We start from the raw sequence: 21,047 nt of genomic DNA, 5'->3' as shown, positions 1-21,047 counted from the left end.
AAAAAGTGAATAACAATCCTCTTGATAGTGTTGAAAATGTGACCGGGTTCACCGGCGTACGCGAGTGTGAATTGTGGAAGCACGATGATTTAACTCACCCAAAAAGCGACTGGCTGGCGGAAGAGGTTCCCGTTGCGCTGGTGTACAACGGCATTTCCCATGTTGTGATGATGGCGACGCCGAAAGATCTTGAGCTTTTTGCGCTGGGCTTTTCACTATCGGAAGGCATTATTGACTCCCCCCAGGATATTTTCGGGATGGATATTGTTAACAGCTGCAACGGCATCGAAGTGCAAATCGAGCTGTCCAGCCGCCGCTTTATGGGGCTGAAAGAACGCCGCCGCGCGCTGGCGGGCCGCACCGGGTGCGGCGTTTGCGGCGTTGAACAGCTTAACGATATCGGCAGGCCGGTTGCGCCGCTGCCGTTTACCCAGACCTTTAACCTTAATCACCTCGACAGCGTGGTCAGCCAGTTGCGCAGCGTGCAGCCCATCGGCCAGATCACCGGTTGCACCCATGCGGCGGCGTGGTTAAACCCGCAGGGCGATATGCTCGGCGGGCATGAAGATATTGGCCGCCACGTGGCGCTGGATAAACTGATGGGCCGCCGGGCGCGCGAGGGCTGGCGCGACGGGGCGGTGCTGGTTTCCAGCCGCGCCAGCTATGAGATGGTGCAGAAATCGGCGCTGTGCGGCGTCGAGATCCTGATTGCGGTGTCGGCCGCAACCACGCTGGCGGTAGAGGTGGCGCAGCGCTGCAATCTGACGCTGGTGGGCTTCGCCAAACAGGGCCGCGCCACGGTATATACCCATCCGCAGCGTATCAGCACCCTCTGATTTTTTTGGCCGCCTTCACAGGGGCGGCTTTCTAATGTACATCCGCCAGGCGCAGCAGCGCCGTTACCACCGCCGCCGCGATAATCACCACGATTAACGGCATCTTGCGCCAGGCGAGGAACACCGCAAACGCCACCCCCAGCACCCGCGCCATTCCGGCAAAGTGCTCGCCCTCATAAAACGTGGTGGCCAGCGCGACCGAAAACAGCAGCACCGTTGCCGCGTCGGAAAGCAGCGCCTGAGATCGTGCGGAAAGCGCTAACCGGCTGCCCAGCTTCGCCCCGCCGAGCCGCATCAGATAGGTGCCTGCCGATAACACCGCAATCCCGACGATGAACAGCGTCATGTTTTCCATTATTTCTTCCTCGTCAGTAGGCCAAACAGCGACAGCAAAACCGGTAACCCGACGGGGGCGAAAGGCACGGCGGCAAGCGATAACGCCGCGCCGCTACAGGCGCGGATCAGGGTCGTGCGGTTTTTAAAGGCTGGGACCACCAGCGCCAGCAGGATGGCGGGGAAGACCGCGTCCAGGCCGATGGTTTCCGGCGCGGGCAACAGTTTGCCGACGGCTGCACCCAGCAGCGCCCCCAGCGGCCAGATAATCGCTACGCCAAGGCCGCACAGCCAGTAGGCGGCTTTGCGCTGTTCCGGGGTAGGCTGCGACAGGCCAAACACCACGCTTTCATCATTCATGATATGGCAGCCCAGATAGCTGGCAGCGCGTTTACCCACCAGATCGCGCACCGTTACGCCGAACGGAATATGCCGGGCGTTAACCAGCAAACCCGCCGCTGCCGCGGCCAGCGGATTGCCGCCGCTGGCGACGATGCCGATAAACAGGAATTCCGACGCGCCCGCTAAAACCGATACCGACAACACAAACGGCACCCAAATCGGGAAGCCATATGCCATCGCCAGCGAGCCGTAGGACATGCCCACGACGCCGACGGCCAGACAAACCAGCAGGATCGCTTTGATGGTGTCGCCTTTGAGGGAGGAGAACGCGTGTTTCATGTGTCTTTAGCCATATCGAACGTTTATCCATTATAATGAACGCATCCGAACAGTTTATCAAGATGAACGATTCGTTCGTTTTATCGAACAAGGGGCCCTTTATGACGCAGCCAATCAGCGTTATTGCCAAAAGCCTGGTGCGGGAACGCCTGCGCACCGGGCTGTCGCTGGCGGAAATCGCCCGCCGCGCCGGGATCGCCAAATCCACCCTGTCGCAGCTGGAGTCCGGCAACGGCAACCCCAGCCTGGAGACCCTGTGGGCGTTGTGCGTGGCGCTGGATATTCCGTTTGCCCGCCTGCTGGAGCCGCAGTTGCCTGCCACGCAGGTGATCCGTCGTGGCGAGGGGATGAAAGTGATCGCCGGGGAAGCCAACTATCAGGCGACCCTGCTGGCCGCCTGCCCGCCTGGAGCGCGGCGCGACGTATATCTGCTGCTGACGCAGCCGGGAGCCGATCGCATTTCTCAGCCGCATCCGCCGGGGTCGGTGGAGCATATTATCGTGACGAAGGGGCGCGCGATGGTGGGGCTGACGGAAGCGCCGGAGGAGTTGGGCGAGGGGGATTACATCTGCTACCCCGCCGATCGCCAGCACATCTTTAAGGCGCTGGAGCCGGATACCCAGGCCCTGCTGGTGGCGGAACAGAATTAAAAAAGCCCGGCTTTGTTTGCCGGGCTGATTGACTTACTTCAGGTAAAACACTTCTTTTAGTTCTTGGCTTACCGGGCTGTTATCCGGGTTGCTCGGCATCACTTCACGCATGTGTTTCCACCAGCGCTGGCATACCTCGGTCTCCGCCACCGCATTCCAGCGGGCTTCTGACTCGATCTCTACGGTTGCAAAAAGCAGGTTACGCTGTGCATCGAGATAAATAGCATAGTGATGAGCACCGTGCTGCTTAAGAACCGCCTCCAGCTCTGGCCAAATCGGCGAATGGCGGCGTTGATACTCTTCATGGGCATCGGGGTTCACCTGCATCACAAAGGCTTTGCGGATCATAATGCCTCCAGGTACAGCGCCCGCACCTCGTCACGGGAGGCGGTACGCGGGTTGCACGGCGCGCACGGATCGGCGAGCGCTTTATCCAGCCAGCCTTCGATATCCGTTTTGGTCACGCCCAGCGCGGCGAAACCTGACGGAATGCCGACGCGGGCAGACAGCGCGCGGATTGCCTCGATGGCCTGATGGCTGGCTTGCTCGTCGGTTAATCCGTGAATATCCACGCCCATCGCCTGAGCGATTCGCGCAAAACGCGCCACGGCGTTCGGGCGGTTAAAGTTTTCAATCACCGGCAGCAGGATCGCGTTGCAGACGCCGTGCGGCAGGTTATGCGTCGCGCCTGGCTGATGCGCCAGCGCGTGCACCAGGCCAAGCCCGGCGCTGTTAAACGCCATTCCCGCCAGATACTGCCCATACGCCATCATTTCGCGCGCTTGCAGATTGTGACCGTTGTCCACCGCCTGCGGCAGCCACTGGCTGATTAAACGGATGGCTTCCAGCGCGTTGGCGTCGGTCAGCGGATGCGCGCCCACCGAGACATAGGCTTCTACCGCGTGGGTCAGGGCGTCCATACCGGTTGCGGCGGTGACGGCAGCCGGGATATCCAGCATTACGCTGGCGTCATCTACGGCGATATCCGGGATGATATTCGGGTCGATAATCACCTCTTTTACCTGGCGCTCGCTGTCGATGATCACCGCATTGCTGGTCATCTCCGCCGCCGTTCCGGCGGTGGTGTTAATCGCCACCAGCGGCACGCCCGGATGGGTCACTTTGCCGACGCCGGAGTAAGCAGTGGATGGCCCCGGATTGGCGGTCAGAATCTTCACCGCTTTGGCGGTATCAATCGGGCTGCCGCCGCCGAAAGCGATGATGTAATCGCACTGCGCCTCGTTAAACGCCGCGAACCCCTGCTGCACCAGGGCTTCCGTCGGATTAGGGAAGACGTTATCGAACAGCTGGTACGAAAGCTGATGGGCGTCCAGCGCGGTAAACAGGCTGTCCAGCAGGCCCATTTTCACCAGCTGCCCGTCAGTGACGATCAGCGCTTTGCCCCATTTTTTCCCGGCGATCAGTTTGACCATATCGCCAATCGCACCTGCGCCATGCAGGCTGATTTTCGGCAATGCTAATAAAAAGCTCATGGTTGTCTTCCTTTACAGTTCCAGCGCGCTGGCGAGCGGGGTAACGCCAAAGCGTTTGCCCAGCGCGATCAGTTCATCGCGGGAGATGGTTTGTTTCATGCCGCCCATGGAGATCACTTTCACCAGGATTTCGGCGGATTTCTCGGCGGTGTCAATCAGGCCGAAGGCTTCATCAAGGGTCGGTCCGCTGCCGAATACCCCGTGGAACGGCCACAGCACCAGAGAATGTTTACCCATTTCGTGCGCGGTGGCCTGGCCGATTTCATCTGTACCCGGCACCATCCACGGCAGAATGCCCACGCCATCCGGGAATACCACTAAACACTCGGTGCTGCCTTCCCACAGTTTGCGGGTAATGACGTCGGTGCGGTTTTCCAGCACATAGGTCAGCGCAATCAGGTTGGTGGCATGGCAGTGCATAATCACGCGGTCTTTGCCCTGGGTCGCGTTGATGCGCTCGCAGTGGGAGAGGAAGTGCGCCGGAAGCTCAGAGGTCGGCACCGCGCTCTCTTCCAGCCCCCACAGAATGTGATAACCCGCGCCGTCGCTGTCGACTTTAACGATGCCAAGGTTGGCCGCCGGGGCCAGTTGCACGTTGCGGAAGAATTTGCCGGATCCGGTGACGATAAACGGGGTGTTCGCCAGCAGCGGCATCGGCTGGCTGAGGGCGATATAGCGCGGTTGTGCGTGAAAATCGGCCTGATAATCCGCGATATCCGCCTCATCCAGGCGCAGCGTTAAGTTACCGCCGTTGCGCTCGTCCCAACCCTTCAGCCAGGCGTCGGTGGTGGCTTTGATCATGCCCTGAACGAACCAGGAATGAATAATAGTCTGCATAGTGTTGTTTCCTTTACGGGGCCAGCCAGCGGCCCCTGTGAACCTGAGTCGTTGTGCGTTACGCGCGTTTGCGCAGAACGCTTTCTTCGTAGGCGCGGACGCTTTCCAGCCATTCGCTGCCCGCCGGGGTATCGTTGCGCTGGCAGTACATTTCCCACACCGCCTGCCACGGCAGGGATTTCTGCTCTTCCAGCAGCGCCAGACGGGCGGTGTAATCGCCGTTCAGCTCCAGCTTGCGCAGGTGATCGGTCGGTTCCAGCAGGGCGCGCAACAGGGCTTTTTTCATGTTGCGTGTGCCGATAACCCACGCCGCGATGCGGTTAATCGAGGCGTCGAAGAAGTCGAGGCCGATATGCACGCGGTCGAACAGGTCATGGCGAATGATTTCGCTGGCGATGGCCTGGGTTTCATCATCCAGCAGCACTACGTGGTCGCTGTCCCAGCGCACCGGGCGGCTGACGTGCAGCAGCAGACGCGGCACATACAGCATGGCGGCGGAAATCTTGTCAGAAATGACTTCGGTCGGGTGGAAGTGGCCTGCGTCCAGGCACAGCGCGGTCTGGCGGCTGGCGGCGTAGCCCATATAAAACTCATTGGAGCCGACGGTGTAGCTTTCTGCGCCAATGCCGAACAGTTTGCTTTCAACGGCGTCGATATGGTGGGCATCGTCGAACTTCTCGCTGATCACCTCATCCAGCGCGGCGATCAGGCGCTGACGCGGGCCAAGACGATCCACCGGCACATCTTTCATGCCGTCCGGGATCCAGATGTTCATGACTGACGGGGTGCCCAGCTGTTCGCCGAAATAAGCGGAAATGCGGCGGCTGGCTTTGCAGTGGTCGATCCAGAACTGCCGAATGTCATCGTTAGCGTGGGACAAGGTAAAACCGTCGGCGCTCAGCGGATGCGAGAAGCAGGACGGGTTAAAATCGAGGCCAATGTGCTGTTTTTTGGCCCATTCCACCCAGTTTTTGAAGTGTTCCGGTTTGATGGCGTTGCGCTCTACCGGCGTATCGGATTCCAGATAGATCGCGTGCAGATTCAGGCGTTTCGGGCCAGGGATCAGGCTCATCGCCTGCTCCAGATCGGCGCGCAGCTCGGTGGCGTTACGCGCTTTGCCCGGATAGTTGCCGGTGGCCTGGATGCCGCCGGTCAGAGAACCTTCCGGGTTTTCGAAACCGGCGACGTCGTCGCCCTGCCAGCAGTGCATCGAGACCGGCAGACGATCGAGGGCCGCAAGAGCCTGTTCGGCATCAACACCAACGGCGGCAAAACGCTGTTTAGCCAGTTCCCATGCCTGATTAATAGAAGTAGTCATGCGCAAAGCTCCTTTGTTTGATGGGTTTGCTGAAACTGCGCAGCAACGCGGGCAATTTCGCTATGTTGATTGGGCGTAAAAGTGGTGAGTGAGTGGGTCTGTTTGATGACGCGGCGGAAGTCGTCGACGTCAAAGATATCGTCCAGCGCCATCAGCTGGCAGCCGATGTTGCCGAGGGTCGAGGCCTCGATGGGCCCGGCGGAAACCGGCAGCCCGCAGGCATCGGCGCACAGCTGGTTGAGAAAATGATTCTGGCTGCCGCCGCCGACAATATGCAGGCGGGTAAACGGTTTGCCGCGCAGCCGCGCCAGTTCGTGCAGCACGTCGGCATACAGCAGCGCCAGGCTATCGAAAATAGTGCGTGCCAGCTCCGCCCCGGTTTGCGGGACGGGCTGATTGCTCTCCCGGCATGCGGCCTGGATTTCCTGGCTCATGTTATGCGGATTGATAAACCGATCGTCGTTCGGGTTGATCACGCAGCGGCAGGCTGGCAGCTGGCGGGCCTGTTCAATCAGCGCGGGCAGATCGGTGATGTTATGCTCTTTGGTGACGCGCTGGAGCAGCCACAGCCCCATGATATTTTTTAACACCCGGTAGCGGCCTTCCGCGCCGCCTTCATTGGTGATATTGGCAGCCAGCGCGTCGGCGTGGGCATAAGGGGTTTTGCTCTCAAAGCCCATCAACGACCAGGTGCCGGAAGAGAGATACGCGGCGTCGTTGCCTTCCAGCGGCGCGGCGATGACGGCGCTGGCGGTGTCATGGGTCGCGACGGCAACCACCGGGATAGCATTCCCCTGGGCGCACACCCAATGGCCGACCACGCTGCCCGGATGGCTCGGTGTGCCGAACCAGCGCGCCGGTACGCCCGCCCATTCCAGCAGCGTTTCGTCCCAGCTATCCGTATTGATATTGACCAGTTGGGTCGTGGTGGCGTTGGTGTATTCCCAGTTCATCACCCCGGTCAGGCGATAGCACAGGTAATCAGGCATCAGCAGGGCATGCGCCACGCTATCCACCCGTTCCGGCTGCTGTTGGGTCAGCGCGCGCAGCTGGTACAGGGTATTAAAGGGCAAAAACTGAATACCGGTGCGGCGATAGATCTCTTCACGGCCCAGAGATTCGCACGCCTGCTGCATAATGCCGTCGGTGCGGCTGTCGCGATAGGCCACCGCCGGGCCGACGCGCTGGCCCTGCCCATCCAGCAGCACCACGTCAACGCCCCAGGTATCAATACCAATGCTGTCGATGGCGACGCCCTGTTCGCAGGCTTTTTGCAGGCCGAAACGAATTTCGCTTTCCAGCGCGTCCACGTCCCAGCAGTCAAACTCCCCGTCGCGAATGAGCGCGTTGGTGAAACGGTGGATCTCTGTTAATTGCAGATCGCGGCTGCCGGTGTCGAAGCGCGCCAGCATCACGCGGCCGCTTGAGGCGCCCAGGTCGACCGCAACGCTATGTCGAATAGACATGATGGTAATCCTTATCTGAATCATTGCCCATCAGTCTAAAAAGAAGCCTGGCGCGTCACCTTCTCGCTACTGACAACGTCAAACCCGCACTGGCAAGAAGCCAAAGGTGAACGTGAGGGAATTCACAGTTTGTATTTCAGGCGTGTTGTGAGCCTTGCCGCAATTCCCGATCTTTCCCGTGGATTCTTAAAAAACGAACACAATTTGCGCCGTTTAGCGTCGAAAAGTTAAGGTGCGGCGGGGGGCGGTTATCTACTATCAAGCGAAATTTCATTGGTGGGAGGTGAAAATGACCGTCTTAACATGCAGCGATTTTTTCCCGTGTAGCGCCGCGACCGTGGCGATTGAGCCTCGTTTGCCGCAGTCGGCTTTCCCGGAACATCACCATGATTTTTATGAAATCGTTATTGTCGAGCACGGCACCGGGGCGCATATCTTTAATGGTCAGCCCTATACCCTGAGCGGCGGCTCGGTGTGCTTTGTGCGCGATCACGACAGGCATCTGTTCGAACATACCGAGAATTTATGCCTGACCAACGTCCTGTATCGCGCGCCTGACGCGTTCAGCTTCCTCGCCGGGCTGGATAAACTGCTGCCTCAGGAGCAGGACGGCATTTACCCGTCGCACTGGCGCGTGCCGTCGCAGGTGCTGGCGCAGGTGAAAAATTTACTGGCCGATCTGGAGATATTAGGAAACGCCAGCGATACCCACAGCCTGGCTCAGCGTGAAATCCTGTTTATGCAACTGCTGATTCTGATCCGCAAGGGCAGTCTGGCCGACTCGTCGACGGGCGCAGATAACCGGTTAAATATGATGATCGGCTGGCTGGAGGAGCATTTTGCCAGCGAAGTCTGCTGGGAGACGTTGGCCGAACAGTTTGACCTGTCGCTGCGTACTCTGCATCGCCAGCTCAAGCAGCAAACCGGGCTCACGCCCCAGCGTTACCTGAATCGGCTGCGTTTGATGCGCGCCCGCCACCTGCTGCGCCACAGCGAGGAAAGCGTCACGGATATCGCATATCAGTGCGGTTTCGGCGACAGTAATCACTTTTCTACACTCTTTAAGCGTGAGTTTTGCTTCTCTCCGCGCGATATTCGACAGGGCCGCGATCGCCAGCTCCAGTAACGCGAACAGCATCACCGTTTTTTGCTTCTGGACATTCAATAATTTCCGATTGCGACCAGGTCCGCCGCGCCGCCCTGACAGGCTACGCGGCGGGCGACTTGCGTACTTCTAAGCTGACTCACTCCGGGGGCAAACATTGGCCGCTCAGTTGATCCTCAAAAAAGCCGATTTTTTCGCTTCGCCCATGCAGCCGGTGGCGGTGGCGGACCGCTATCCGCAGAACGTGTTCGCCGAACATACTCACGATTTTTGCGAACTGGTGATGGTGTGGCGTGGCAACGGTTTACACGTTCTGAACGATCGGCCCTGGCGCATCACCTGCGGCGATCTGTTTTATATCAAAGCGGAAGATCGCCACAGCTATGAGTCGGTAAACGATCTGGTGCTGCACAACATCATCTACTGCCCGGAACGGCTCACGCTCAATGTGGACTGGGACGCGTTACTGACGCCGCAGGAACTTAACCCGCGCTGGCGGCTGAACAGCCAGGGCATCGCCCAGGCGCGACAGATTATCAGCCAGCTCGAACATGAAAGCCCGAAAGACGATGCGCTGTCGCGTACTCTCAGCGAGAGCCTGTTTCTCCAGCTGTGCATTACGCTGCGCCGCCATCGCTATCAGCCGGATAGCGCCGGTTCGCCAGATCGGGGTGAAGTGTTGGATTTGCTGATTGCCGCCCTGGATAACAGCGTGAATAACGCCTTTGATTTGCAGGAATTTTGCCAGCGCCATCAGGTGCAGGAGCGCCCGCTACGCCAGCGCTTCCGCCAGCAAACCGGGATGACCATCAGCCATTATTTGCGTCAGCTGCGGATCTGCCAGGCGCAATATCTGCTGCGCCATACTGAGATGCTGATTAGCGATATCGCTTCGCGCTGCGGCTTTGAAGACAGTAACTATTTTTCGGTGGTGTTTACCCGTGAAACGGGTGTGACGCCACGGTTGTGGCGTCAGCAGTGTCATGAATGGTTAAAGCGCGAGGACGTGCGGGAGGGTTAGTTCGCCATCCCCAGACCAACGATATTGGCGGCGATGATAATCACCACACAACCGATGCTCAGTACGCCCACCGGACGGCGTCCCGCCGATTTCCACTCTTTCATAATCAGCCCGACCAGGCCGCCGCACAGTACATAGAAGCTCATGTGCAGCATCCAGCTCATATAGTCGTACTGCGCCGGGATTCTGGCATGGCCCCAGGCGTAGAAGAAGAACTGCAAATACCACATCAAACCGGCCAGCATTGAGAACAGCACGTTGCTGATAATTAACGGCTTAGCCAGCGAGAAGTCTGCGCGGACCGACAGGTTCTGCACTTTCGCCAGGCGGATAAAGCAGAAGCCGAGGTTAATCACCGCGCCGCCGCCCATGATTACCACGTAGCTCGGCAGGGCGACATACAGCGGATCGACGCCTAACGCCGCAGCGGCTTCATGCATCGGTTTGGCCGCATCCATCGCAAACGACATCCCGGCAGAGAAAATGCCGCACATCACCGCCAGAATCAGCCCCTTTTTGAGGTTGAACTCTTCGGCTTTGATGCCCATCTGGCGCTCTTTGAGCTGGCCCGCACGGGTGACGATCGCGACGCCAATCAGCGCCACAAACACACCGAGCAGCGTCATCTGGCCGCCAGGGGTCCCGACCAGTACGCCGAACTTGCCGTTAAGGATGGGCGTCATCAGAGTGCCGACGATTAAGGTGATACCGATGGCGATCCCGATGCCCATCGACATGCCGAGATAGCGCATGGTCAGGCCGTAGTTGATGTTACCGATGCCCCACATTGCACCGAACAGGAATACCGGCAGCAGCGTGGAGGCGCTAAACGAACCGTAGTAGGACCAGAAGTCGGGCAGCAGCGCGGCGCTGACTGCCCAGGGCAGCACGATCCACGAAACCAACCCGCCCACTGACCACATGGTTTCCCATGACCAGTTTTTTACCTGCTTAAAAGGGGCGTAAAAACAGGCGGCGCTGGCCGCGCCGATAAGGTGCCAGAGGATCCCCATCGTTATTGCGTTACTCATTCTTTAATTCCTCATTTTGTCGAATGGCCAGGGGTTCGAGCACACCCCCAATGACGACGAGTTTAGGGATCCAGGGAAAGCGCTACCTTCGGGCAACTGCCGCGCGCACATCATAAATGGCAAAAAACAGCGGGTGGGTAAGACCGGGATCACAGTTCGAATTTTCTCCTCCCGGCGCAGGCCGGGAGGCGGGTGGATCAGGCGATTTTCACCGCCGGGATGGCCAGCAGCCAGGCGAGTTTTTCCAGCAGCGCGCCCTGGTGGCCGATGCCAATGGCACAGTGGTGCGACGGGCCGCCAAGACTCCAGCGGGCAGTGAATTCCCGGGCGCTGACGGGGAAGCGGTAGCGGCTATTGGTATTGCCGATATCGAGCGTTTCGCCCGCTACGGCTTCGCCTTGGGCATACTGCAGGATCACCCGGTTATCCGCGTCCTCCACCACCGACAGAAACGTTACCGGGCCGGGCTTGACCGTCATCTGAATCGACACGCCCTTGCCGGGTTTACCGTGATATACCGGCAGCGGCACCAGACGAACCTCGCCGTCGGCCATGAGCGGATGCGCCGGGCCGTCATGGCCCCACAGCACCACATCATCATGGAATTCGATCCCGTAGGGCTCGGAGAACGAACCGCCGGCACCCAGCAACTGCATAATTTTCATCGCCAGTACGTTTTTGATTTCGTACTCGCCCGCCACCGGGATGCCGCGCCCGGTGAGCAGCGTGGTTCCCATGATCACGGACGTAATAATGTTTTCGTAGGCGTTGCCGTTGCGCCCTTCGTAGTAATAGGCCAGCGCCGCCAGCTGGTTATTTTCCACCAGCGCATCCAGCGCGCAGGCGGTCTGCACCGCGCGATCGAGCTCCGTCTGTTCGCAGGCCGGATCGATATGCATCGCCTGCTCCAGCTCCTGCCATTTGGCCTGGGTTTGTGCCGGCGTGACCTTTTCCCGGTATTCGGCGACTTCGCACATCTCCAGCGGCTTGAAGCGCACGCCGAGCCGGGCCGACAGATTGGTCATATTGCTGTACACATCGACCATGCCGTCGTAGTAATGCCCCAGCACGCCCACTTGCGTAGCCGCCAGCGCCCGCTGCGCTTTCACCGCGTCAAGCCACGCGTCGGTTTCCTGCCACACGGCGTCGTCGCCTTCCAGCGCGCCGACTAACAGTTGATAGCGAATACCGGCGCGATTGAATACGTTCGCCAGCTCCGGCGCGCTGCATGCCTGGCAGTGCGCCAGCCATTCACCGGTGCGGGCGCCGCGATCGGCAAGGGCGCGAATGGCGCTATAAGGAAGGCCGGGTTCGGGTTGAAGCGCCAGAATTATCACCGGCTTGTTGATGCGCTGTACCAGCGGCAGCACCGTAGCGCTGAGCGCATAAGTACTGATATAGAGGCAAATGACATCAACCGGTTGGCTGCTGAGTTCAGCCGCGAAGGCGTCGGCTTTATCAACGCTGTCGATCAGACCACCATTGATGATATGGCGTTCAGGGGAGGAAAGGCGTTGGTGGATGCGCGACAGATAACCCGTCAGACGCTGTTCGAGACCGTGAAACTGCGGCCAGTAGGTGTCCAGACCAATGCCAAAAAGTGCGATATTTATCGTCATTTTTTTGCTCCAGGAAACATGAGGAGCATCGACTATGGCCCGTTTGGTTGGGCGCTACCTTCGTATTTTTGCCACAACAGTAAGGACCTGGCAGAAAAACCGTTATTGCTGTGAAGGGCCTCGCAAACTGGCTTATTCCTGCTGCGAATAACCTTATAATAAATGCGGCATTGATAAACATTTTCAATATCATTTAATTAACTATAATGATCCCACTGATTACGCGGCGTTAACACACCGGTGCTGAAAAGTCCGTTTGCCGCCCGACAATAATGGAGATGAAAAATGAGCTATACACTGCCATCCCTGCCTTACGCTTACGACGCCCTGGAACCCCATTTCGATAAGCAAACGATGGAAATCCATCACACCAAACACCACCAGACTTACGTCAACAACGCTAATGCCGCACTGGAATCCCTGCCGGAATTCGCTAACCTGCCGGTAGAAGAACTGATCGCTAAACTGGATCAGGTTCCGGCTGACAAGAAAACCGTACTGCGCAACAACGCAGGCGGCCACGCTAACCACAGCCTGTTCTGGAAAGGCCTGAAAACCGGCACTACCCTGCAGGGCGATCTGAAAGCGGCCATCGAGCGCGATTTCGGTTCCGTGGAAAAATTTAAAGAAGAATTCGAGAAAGCAGCGGCAACGCGTTTCGGCTCCGGCTGGGCGTGGCTGGTGCTGCAGGGCGACAAACTGGCTGTGGTTTCTACCGCAAACCAGGACAGCCCGCTGATGGGTGAAGCAATTTCCGGCGCATCCGGCTTCCCAATCCTGGGCCTGGACGTGTGGGAACACGCTTACTACCTGAAATATCAGAACAAACGTCCTGACTACATCAAAGCCTTCTGGGAAGTAGTGAACTGGGACGAAGCCGCTGCACGTTTTGCTGCCAAAAAATAAGGTTGCAATATTGCAGTGATAAAGCGAGCCTGAGGCTCGCTTTTTTTGTATCCGCATAAGGAGCAGCAGATGCATTACCCCGCAGATATTTACATCGGCCAGGTGCGTGATTACCCCGGCAGCCGCCCCAGCGCCATCGGCAGGATTCAGGTCGAAGGCGCATTAACCCTGACCGATCTGGGTCTGGAAGGCGATCAGCAGGCGGAAAAAGTGATCCACGGCGGCCCGGATCGCGCGCTTTGTCATTATCCCCGCGAGCATTACGCCCAGTGGGCGCGCGAATTCCCGGCGCAGGCGGATCGGTTTGTCGCCCCGGCGTTTGGCGAAAACATTTCAACCATCGGGTTAACCGAAGAGAACGTGTTTATCGGCGATATATTCCGCTGGGGCGAGGCGCTGATTCAGGTCACCCAGCCGCGCTCGCCGTGCTTCAAGGTGAATTTTCATTTGGCCATCAGCGATTTGTCACTGCTGATGCAACAAACCGCGCGCACCGGCTGGTTATATCGCGTGATCCAGGCCGGTGTTGTGAGCGCCGATGCGCCGCTGGAACTGGCGTCCCGCACCAGTGACGTCAGCATCCGCGACGCCGCCGCTATCGCCTGGCATATGCCGTTTGACGATGAACAGTATCATCGCCTGCTAAGCGCGGCAGGGTTATCGGTGAGTTGGACCCGAACCCTGCAGAAGCGCCGTATTTCCGGGCAGATCGAGGATTATTCACGTCGGCTGTGGGGGAGTGCGAAACCCGGCGCATGAGTGATACCGCCCTCATCCCTGAGGGCAGTTCCGGTTTACGCCGCATCCACGCGCTTCGACACGCTGGCGCTGGAGGCCGGCAACGACGCCAGCACCGAGGTAAATTCCGGGTCAGGCACCAGCGAATCGCGGCTGATGTCTTTAATCGATTTTGCGCCGGTCAGGGTCATCGCGACCCGCATCTCTTTCTCAATCAGATTCAGCAGGTTCGCCACGCCCGCCTGGCCGTGAGTCGCCAGCGCGTAGAGATACGCACGGCCCAGCAGTACGGTATCCGCGCCCAGGGCGATCATCCGCACCACATCCAGACCGCTGCGAATACCGCTATCGGCCAGAATAGCGATATCGCCTTTCACCGCATCGGCAATGGCGGGCAGCGCGCGCGCCGAGGAGAGCACGCCGTCCAGCTGGCGGCCGCCGTGGTTAGACACCACAATCCCGTCTGCGCCGAAGCGCACCGCGTCTTTGGCGTCTTCCGGGTCAAGAATGCCTTTAATCACCATCGGACCGTCCCAGAATTCGCGGATCCACTCCAGGTCTTTCCAGGAAATCGACGGGTCGAAGTTGTTCGCCAGCCAGCCGATGTAATCTTCCAGCCCGGTCGGCTTGCCGAGATAGGCGGAGATATTGCCTAAATCGTGCGGGCGGCCGTGCAGGCCTACGTCCCACGCCCACTGCGGATGGGTCGCCGCCTGCCAGTAACGGCGCATCGCCGCGTTGGCGCCGCTCATCCCGGAATGCGCGTCGCGATAACGCGCGCCTGGGGTCGGCATATCCACGGTAAACACCAGCGTTGAGCAGCCCGCCGCTTTGGCGCGCTCCAGCGCGTTGCGCATAAACCCGCGATCGCGCAGGACATACAGCTGGAACCACATCGGACGCTGAATTTTCGGCGCGACCTCTTCAATCGGGCAGACCGATACGGTGGACAGCGTAAACGGAATTCCTTTGGCATCTGCCGCTTTCGCCGCCTGCACTTCGCCGCGCCGGGCGTACATGCCGCACAGCCCGACCGGTGCCAGCGCGACCGGCATCGACAGGGTTTCGTCGAACAGCGTCGTTTCGAGGCTCAGATCGGCCATATTTTTCAGCACCCGCTGGCGCAGTGCGACTTGCGACAGATCTTCCACGTTGCGGCGCAGGGTATATTCGGCGTAGGCCCCGCCGTCGATGTAGTGGAACAGGAACGGTGGCAGGATACGTTGAGCGGCGGCGCGGTAGTCGCTGGCGGCGGAAATAATCATCATTCGTTCTCCCTGGGATTGTCGTCGATGTCGGGCAGGCGGGTGACTCGCGCCTGGCGCGCCACATCTTCATCAAGACGTTTAATGGTGGAGTGGACAAAGCCGAGGTGATGGGTGACGGCTTTGCGCGCCCGCTCGGCATCCCCGGCTAAAATGGCGTCCAGCACCTCGCGGTGCTGTTCGGTGAGCTGTGAAAAAATCGGCGGTTCGAGGTACATGCGCTGGCGGCTCTGCATCACCGAGGATTGCAGCAGATCGAAAAAGCCGCGCATGGTCTGGAGCAGTACCACGTTATGCGAGGCCTCCGCCACGGCCAGATGGAAACGCACGTCGGCCTGGGCCGCGAGATCCGGGTCATCGCGCTCGGTGAACTTCAGCGTGGCGTCAAAGCAGTAGCGCAGTTTCTCTTTATCCGCTTCGGTGGCGCGCAACGCCGCGTGCCAGGCGGTGCTGGCCTCAATGGCGTGGCGGGCTTCCAGAATGTCATAGCGATAGCCCGGATCGTCCGCCAGCAGCGTTTTAATCGGCTGGACGATGCGTTGCTCCGACCAGGGCTCAAGTTGATAGCGCACAAAAGTGCCGCCACCCCGGCGGCTGACCAGTGTGCCTTCGCGAATCAAAATTTGTATCGCCTCGCGCACGCTGTTGCGCGAGACGCCGAGGATCACCGCCAGCTGGCGCTCGGACGGCAGGCGCATCCCGCCGTCGAGCTGCTGGTCCGCGATCAGCGCCTGAATACGCTCGACCAGTTGGTCAGCCAGGCGCAGCGTGGTTATCGTCATGGGATCATCCAGGTTAAGACATAGGCCTGAAGCGTGGTGATCACGCCCACCATGCAGGTAAAGATCAGGCTGTGTTTCACCGTGAAGCGGAACAGGTCCGATTCTTTGCCTACCAGCCCTACGGCGGCGCAGGCGATGGCGATGGACTGCGGCGAAATCATTTTGCCGGTGACCCCGCCGGTGGTGTTGGCGGCGACCATCAATACATCCGATACGCCAATCTGCTGCGCGGCGGTGGCCTGAAGCGCGGCGAACAGGGCGTTAGACGAGGTGTCCGACCCGGTCAGGAATACCCCCAGCCAGCCGAGGAATGGCGAGAAGAAAGTAAACGCCGAACCGGTGTGCGCCAGCGCTAAGGCAAGCGTAGACGACAGCCCCGAATAGTTGGAGATAAAGGCGAAAGCCAGAACCATCCCGATGGAGTAAATCGGCAGCGCCAGTTCTTTCAGCGTCTCGCCGAAGGTTTTGATGGCGGCAGCGGGTTTCATTTTCAGCCAGACGATAGAGATCAGCCCGGCGAACAGGATCGCGGTGCCGGTGGCGGAAAACCAGTCGAATTTGTACACCGCGGCGTATGGCGTGGCGGCGCTGACCACCGGCGGCATACGGGCCACAAGTTTATCCAGATACGGCACGGAAACGTTAATCACCATGTCGTACAGCGCGCCGCCAGGGGCGAACAGCGCTTTGAACGGCGGGATGCTCCACAGCGTGACGGTCGCGGTGAGGAACAGGAACGGCGACCACGCGCGAATCACCTGGCGAGCGGTGTAATTTTTACGAGCCAGAGTCTGATCGACCACCGATGCGCCCATATCACCGAAGCGGAAGATGCGCGTCGGCTGCCAGCGCTTCAGGAACAGCGTCAGGCACACCAGCGAAACCAGCGAGGAGATGATGTCCGGCAGTTCCGGGCCGATAAAGTTGGAGCTGAGATACTGGGCGATAGCGAACGAGCCGCCAGCGACCATCACCGCAGGCCAGGTCTCTTTAATACCGCGCCAGCCGTCCATAATGCCCATGATCCAGAACAGCACGATGATGGTCAGGAACGGTAACTGGCGGCCCACCATCTGGCCGATTTCAAAGCTGTCCAGACCGGTCACCTGGCCCGCCACCAGAATCGGGATGCCCATCGCGCCAAACGCCACCGGCGCGGTGTTAACAATCAGGCACAGTCCGGCGGCATACAGCGGATTAAAGCCGAGACCCACCAGCAGCGCGGCGGTAATCGCCACCGGTGCCCCGAACCCCGCAGCCCCTTCGAGGAAGGCCCCGAAGCAGAAGCCGACGATCAGCATTTGCAGGCGCTGATCCGGAGTAATCGACAGTATTGATGACCGGATGATGTCGAATTGCCCGGTTTTCACCGAAATTTTGTATACAAACACCGCCGCGATGATGATCCAGGCAATCGGCCACAGGCCGTAAAAGAAACCGTAAATCACCGATGCAAACGCGTTATCCGCAGGCATCTTGTAGAAGAACAGCGCAACCGCCAGCGCGATCGCCACGGTCCACGAGGCGGCGATATAGCCTTTCAGCTTCAGCTTAATCAGCGCGAAGAAAAAAAACAGGATCGGTAACGATGCGATAAGGCTGGAAAGCCAAATGTTGCCAGCCGGATCGTAGTTTTGTTGCCAGAGGCTCATGCCATTCTCCCGAGGACCGCAAATACGCTTACGCAAGGAGTCTCCGCTCGGCTTTGCGTCACGTTATTTGTAAATGTGGTCCTACCAATAGTGTGATGTAGGGTTGGTGTCGATGAATGGTTAACCAAATGTTGCTTGTATGCAATGTGGTGGTAACAGGTGTTTTGTTGATTTGTGATTTTTGAGGGGAAATTTTTGCGAATTGGTTGGGCCAGTTTTATGGTTTACTCACGCTTCAAGAGCATTTGAAAGAGGTTAATATATCTCTCAGATATTTTTATAAATAAAAAGGCAGACCAAATTCTTTATTTTATAAGCAGTATGAATAAGTACTCATTGTAGAAAAATTTAAGATGCGATCTTATTGATTAAATTTATCTGATATTAAATTTATTGATGATTTAAAGTATTTCATTGATTAGTATGATTATTTTTTATGGCAGGTCTCTCTTTATTTACACATCATTTGTCATTTACTGTTTTAGCACAGAGTGTTTTCATTACAAGATAATAATAAATTTCCGGCAAGGGTTTTATATTTTTCTATATACATGGAGGTATTGTGAGCGGAAAACCGGCGGCGCGGCAGGGTGACATGACCCGCAGGGGACTGGATATTGTGCAGGGTTCGGCGGGGGTACTGATAGGTGCGCCAACGGGCGTGGCCTGCTCGGTGTGTCCGGGCGGGGTGACGTACGGCCCGCCGGTGAACCCGCTGCCGGGGGCGAAGGTGCTGCCGGGGGAGACGGATGTGGCGCTGCCCGGCCCGCTGCCGTTTGTCCTTTCCCGCGCGTACAGCAGTTACCGGACGAAGACGCCCGCGCCGTCGGGGGTGTACGGTCCCGGCTGGAAGATGGCTGCCGACATGCGGTTACAACTGCGTGATAATGCACTGATACTGAATGATAACGGCGGCAGGAGCATTCACTTTGAGCCGCTGACGCCGGGAGAGGTGACGTACAGCCGCAGTGAGTCATTCTGGCTGGCGCGCGGCGGGGTGCTGAAGCTGAATGAGGGCAGCCCGCTGGCATCACTGTGGGAGCGACTGCCGGAGGACATCCGGCTGAGTCCGCATATTTACCTGGCGACGAACAGCGCGCAGGGTCCGTGGTGGATACTGGGGTGGAGTGAACGGGTGCCGGGGGCAGATGAGGTGCTGCCTGCCCCGCTGCCGCCGTACCGGGTGCTGACGGGGCTGGCGGACGGATACGGCAGGACGCTCACGTATCACCGGGATGCAGCCGGGGTATTCAGCGGGCAGGTGACGGGCGTCACGGACGGCGCGGGGCGGCGGTTCCGGCTGGTGCTGAGCACGCAGGCGCAGCGTGCGGAAGCCGCGCGGAGGCAGCGGCAGACTGCCTCCGCCACGACCTCCATCAACCCTTCTTCCTCCCCTTCCCCGGTATTCCCTGACTCACTGCCCGCTTACACGGAGTACGGCAGGGATGAGGGTATCCGGCTGTCGGAGGTGTGGCTGGCCAGCGAACCGGGCGTTGCCGTGCAGGAGCAGGCGCCGGTGATGCTGGCGCGGTACGACTATACGCCACGGGGGGAGCTGGCGGCGGTGTACGACCGTGGCGGGGTACAGGTGCGCCACTTCACGTATGATCCGCATCATACGGGGCGGATGACGGGCCATCATTACGCGGGCAGACCGGCGATGCGCTATGTGTATGACAGCGAAGGGCGGGTGACGGAGCAGGTGAACCCGGCGGGGCTGAGTTACCGTTACGGGTATGAGAAGAACCGCGTCACCATCACGGACAGCCTGGGGCGGCGGGAGGTGCTGCACACGGAGGGTGAGGGTGGCCTGAAGCGGGTGGTGAAAAAAGAGTCTGCAGACGGCAGCACAACGCACAGTCAGTACGACCCGGCAGGACGTCTGGTGGCGCAGACGGATGCGGCGGGGCGGAAGACGGAGTACCGCCTGCATGTGGCGTCGGGGGTGGTGACGGAAGTGACGGGCCATGACGGGCGGAAGGTGCGCTAAAGATGGTAATCCTACAAAAAAGTCACTTGAAAATCTTAAGTCTGCATTGTCGAAAAGAGCTGGGAAAAATACAGCCGCAGAGTTGGCTTGCAGTAAAGATGTCGATGAGAAAAAAATATACGATTATATTAATGGTATAGCCAATAATGAAAAAAGAGATAAGTATGCATGGAATCCATTTTCACCAAATCAATGTCGTAGCTTTGCAGATGATGCTTTCAATGCTGGTGGGGAATAATAATGCGTAAATATATTATTTCATTTACAATCCTTATGCTTACATTATCTAATGTGTTTTTTTTATATGGATGGATTGATCGTTCGATTAGCCTAGATTATTCAAATCAATCATTTGAAAGCTGCAATGACGATCTATTAAAACTGAAGCTGATAGTAAAGTATGAACTTAAAGGGAGAAGTAAAATATCTATTATAGAGGATGTAAAGAAGAGTGGATTAAACGATGATTTGTTAATTAAAGAGGGGGGAGTATATCTTGGAAATACTGAGTTTATCTTTAATAATAATTCTTTAGTTGATGTCGAATAATGTTTTTATATGCCGGTTGCCAGGGTAGCAGTACGATGAGGAATCGGGACTGTACTACAACCGCCACCGGTACTATAACCCGGAGCAGGGGCGGTATATCACGCAGGACCCGACAGGTCTGGCAGGGGGATGGAACTTGTATCAGTATCCGTTAAATCCTATACAGTTTAGTGATCAACGAGGATTAAAATTTTCGGTCGAGGGAGACAGAAAAGATTTTGATACTGCGATAAATTTTCTGAAAAAAATACTGAGATGGCAAAAATCATTACTGCATTAGAGAACAACAAGAAAGTAACAATAACTGTTAGTTGCAATAATGGAAAAGATAACTCTTTTAGTCCCTGGACTGGAAGGATTCATTGGGATCCTCATTCAGCTTTACTTTGTGATGAGAATCCGAAAGGTGGACACTATGATTTTAAAAATGGGACGCAGGTGCCAGCATTAGCTCTCGGTCATGAAATAGCACATGCATATGCTTTCTCGACAGAAACATACAAGAATTATATGGCAAGGAAAAATACCATAGATCCAATATATGATAATGCTGAGGAAAAGAGAGTGATTACTGGTGTCGAAACACATGCAGCCAAATCTCTGAAACAATGTATAAGGAAAAATCATAAGGGGATATCTTATCCTGTTAATGGGCCGCTGGATAATCTATGAAAAGACTAGCCTTAATAGCTCTTGTATTTTTGTTTATAGAAAAATGTAATGGAGCACAGCTTAATGATATTTATAAAACATGTGATATCGAACACATAAACAA

21 protein-coding genes and 2 pseudogenes are annotated in these 21,047 nt (G+C 57.6%); 11 read left to right on the top strand and 12 right to left on the bottom strand.

Translation table 11 applies throughout. The features are described from left to right. Positions 1 to 5 precede the first annotated feature (5 nt). A complete protein-coding gene (gene fdhD, locus GV764_RS01245; protein WP_161658740.1) occupies positions 6 to 836 on the top strand; it encodes a formate dehydrogenase accessory sulfurtransferase FdhD in 831 nt (276 codons plus the stop codon). Positions 837 to 867: 31 nt separating this feature from the next. Here fdhD and GV764_RS01240 read toward each other — a convergent pair whose 3' ends face one another. Beyond that, positions 868 to 1,191, bottom strand: a complete 324-nt coding sequence (locus GV764_RS01240) for an AzlD domain-containing protein (protein WP_161658739.1) — start codon at positions 1,189 to 1,191, stop codon at positions 868 to 870. After that, positions 1,191 to 1,850 carry an AzlC family ABC transporter permease gene (locus tag GV764_RS01235; protein WP_161658738.1) on the bottom strand — a complete coding sequence of 220 codons (660 nt, stop codon included), beginning with the start codon at positions 1,848 to 1,850 and terminating at the stop codon, positions 1,191 to 1,193. The genes GV764_RS01240 and GV764_RS01235 overlap by 1 nt, the downstream gene beginning before the upstream one ends. Positions 1,851 to 1,951: 101 nt before the next feature. Between GV764_RS01235 and GV764_RS01230 the strand changes: the two genes are divergently transcribed. Beyond that, positions 1,952 to 2,500 carry a helix-turn-helix domain-containing protein gene (locus tag GV764_RS01230; protein WP_161658737.1) on the top strand — a complete coding sequence of 183 codons (549 nt, stop codon included), beginning with the start codon at positions 1,952 to 1,954 and terminating at the stop codon, positions 2,498 to 2,500. Positions 2,501 to 2,533: 33 nt separating this feature from the next. Here GV764_RS01230 and rhaM read toward each other — a convergent pair whose 3' ends face one another. The 5 genes from rhaM to rhaB are packed head-to-tail and all read right to left on the bottom strand — an operon-like array spanning position 2,534 to position 7,614. Beyond that, positions 2,534 to 2,848, bottom strand: coding sequence for an L-rhamnose mutarotase (rhaM, locus tag GV764_RS01225; protein WP_161658736.1), 315 nt, complete (start codon positions 2,846 to 2,848; stop codon positions 2,534 to 2,536). Further along, complete coding sequence (gene fucO / locus GV764_RS01220) at positions 2,845 to 3,993, bottom strand: lactaldehyde reductase (protein WP_161658735.1); 1,149 nt, start codon at positions 3,991 to 3,993, stop codon at positions 2,845 to 2,847. The genes rhaM and fucO overlap by 4 nt, the downstream gene beginning before the upstream one ends. Positions 3,994 to 4,005: 12 nt before the next feature. Next, positions 4,006 to 4,830 (bottom strand): rhamnulose-1-phosphate aldolase, encoded by an 825-nt coding sequence (rhaD, locus tag GV764_RS01215; RefSeq protein WP_161658734.1) that lies wholly within the window; start codon positions 4,828 to 4,830, stop codon positions 4,006 to 4,008. 58 nt (positions 4,831 to 4,888) lie between these two features. Next, on the bottom strand, positions 4,889 to 6,148 hold the full coding sequence (rhaA, locus tag GV764_RS01210; RefSeq protein WP_161658733.1) for an L-rhamnose isomerase: 1,260 nt from the start codon (positions 6,146 to 6,148) through the stop codon (positions 4,889 to 4,891). Then, the gene (rhaB, locus tag GV764_RS01205; RefSeq protein WP_161658732.1) at positions 6,145 to 7,614 is read right to left on the bottom strand and encodes a rhamnulokinase; all 1,470 of its coding nucleotides are present in this window, start codon (positions 7,612 to 7,614) and stop codon (positions 6,145 to 6,147) included. Before rhaB ends, rhaA begins: the two co-directional genes overlap by 4 nt. Before the next feature lie 289 nt (positions 7,615 to 7,903). Between rhaB and rhaS the strand changes: the two genes are divergently transcribed. Together rhaS and rhaR are read left to right on the top strand one after the other, a co-directional pair. Continuing rightward, positions 7,904 to 8,740 (top strand): HTH-type transcriptional activator RhaS, encoded by an 837-nt coding sequence (rhaS, locus tag GV764_RS01200; RefSeq protein WP_161658731.1) that lies wholly within the window; start codon positions 7,904 to 7,906, stop codon positions 8,738 to 8,740. A gap of 136 nt (positions 8,741 to 8,876) precedes the next feature. Beyond that, positions 8,877 to 9,740 carry an HTH-type transcriptional activator RhaR gene (rhaR, locus tag GV764_RS01195; RefSeq protein ID WP_161658730.1) on the top strand — a complete coding sequence of 288 codons (864 nt, stop codon included), beginning with the start codon at positions 8,877 to 8,879 and terminating at the stop codon, positions 9,738 to 9,740. On the opposite strand, the gene rhaT is transcribed toward rhaR, so the two are convergent. Further along, a complete protein-coding gene (gene rhaT / locus GV764_RS01190) occupies positions 9,737 to 10,771 on the bottom strand; it encodes an L-rhamnose/proton symporter RhaT (RefSeq protein WP_161658729.1) in 1,035 nt (344 codons plus the stop codon). The two genes, rhaR and rhaT, sit on opposite strands and share 4 nt — an antisense overlap. 197 nt (positions 10,772 to 10,968) lie before the next feature. Continuing rightward, positions 10,969 to 12,390, bottom strand: a complete 1,422-nt coding sequence (locus GV764_RS01185; RefSeq protein WP_161658728.1) for an L-fucose/L-arabinose isomerase family protein — start codon at positions 12,388 to 12,390, stop codon at positions 10,969 to 10,971. A gap of 285 nt (positions 12,391 to 12,675) precedes the next feature. Between GV764_RS01185 and sodA the strand changes: the two genes are divergently transcribed. Further along, the gene (gene sodA / locus GV764_RS01180) at positions 12,676 to 13,296 is read left to right on the top strand and encodes a superoxide dismutase [Mn] (protein ID WP_161658727.1); all 621 of its coding nucleotides are present in this window, start codon (positions 12,676 to 12,678) and stop codon (positions 13,294 to 13,296) included. 69 nt (positions 13,297 to 13,365) lie between these two features. Beyond that, complete coding sequence (yiiM, locus tag GV764_RS01175) at positions 13,366 to 14,055, top strand: 6-hydroxyaminopurine reductase (protein ID WP_201743016.1); 690 nt, start codon at positions 13,366 to 13,368, stop codon at positions 14,053 to 14,055. Positions 14,056 to 14,090: 35 nt separating this feature from the next. On the opposite strand, the gene lldD is transcribed toward yiiM, so the two are convergent. Genes lldD through lldP form a run of 3 tightly spaced genes read right to left on the bottom strand, consistent with a single transcriptional unit; the run spans position 14,091 to position 17,733 of the window. Then, the gene (lldD, locus tag GV764_RS01170) at positions 14,091 to 15,299 is read right to left on the bottom strand and encodes an FMN-dependent L-lactate dehydrogenase LldD (protein WP_161658813.1); all 1,209 of its coding nucleotides are present in this window, start codon (positions 15,297 to 15,299) and stop codon (positions 14,091 to 14,093) included. After that, positions 15,299 to 16,081 (bottom strand): transcriptional regulator LldR, encoded by a 783-nt coding sequence (lldR, locus tag GV764_RS01165; protein WP_161658725.1) that lies wholly within the window; start codon positions 16,079 to 16,081, stop codon positions 15,299 to 15,301. Before lldR ends, lldD begins: the two co-directional genes overlap by 1 nt. Further along, positions 16,078 to 17,733 carry an L-lactate permease gene (lldP, locus tag GV764_RS01160; RefSeq protein WP_161658724.1) on the bottom strand — a complete coding sequence of 552 codons (1,656 nt, stop codon included), beginning with the start codon at positions 17,731 to 17,733 and terminating at the stop codon, positions 16,078 to 16,080. Before lldP ends, lldR begins: the two co-directional genes overlap by 4 nt. Positions 17,734 to 18,295: 562 nt before the next feature. Between lldP and GV764_RS01155 the strand changes: the two are divergent. The 5 genes and pseudogenes from GV764_RS01155 to GV764_RS01135 all read left to right on the top strand — a co-directional run. Continuing rightward, a pseudogene (locus GV764_RS01155) lies at positions 18,296 to 19,720 on the top strand (DUF6531 domain-containing protein); the annotation flags it as partial. Next, positions 19,701 to 19,961, top strand: coding sequence for a hypothetical protein (locus tag GV764_RS01150; protein ID WP_201743015.1), 261 nt, complete (start codon positions 19,701 to 19,703; stop codon positions 19,959 to 19,961). The pseudogene GV764_RS01155 and the gene GV764_RS01150, both read left to right, overlap by 20 nt. Before the next feature lie 2 nt (positions 19,962 to 19,963). Next, the gene (locus GV764_RS01145; RefSeq protein ID WP_161658723.1) at positions 19,964 to 20,272 is read left to right on the top strand and encodes an Imm58 family immunity protein; all 309 of its coding nucleotides are present in this window, start codon (positions 19,964 to 19,966) and stop codon (positions 20,270 to 20,272) included. A gap of 28 nt (positions 20,273 to 20,300) precedes the next feature. Further along, positions 20,301 to 20,459: pseudogene (locus GV764_RS22315) on the top strand (RHS repeat-associated core domain-containing protein); the annotation flags it as partial. Positions 20,460 to 20,527: 68 nt separating this feature from the next. Beyond that, entirely contained in the window at positions 20,528 to 20,944 is a 417-nt protein-coding gene (locus GV764_RS01135; RefSeq protein ID WP_161658722.1) for a hypothetical protein, read from the top strand. Positions 20,945 to 21,047 lie beyond the last annotated feature (103 nt).

The organism is Atlantibacter hermannii (genome assembly GCF_009907385.1).
Lineage (GTDB): Bacteria > Pseudomonadota > Gammaproteobacteria > Enterobacterales > Enterobacteriaceae > Atlantibacter > Atlantibacter hermannii_A.
This window is presented reverse-complemented; position numbering and strand designations above follow the sequence as displayed.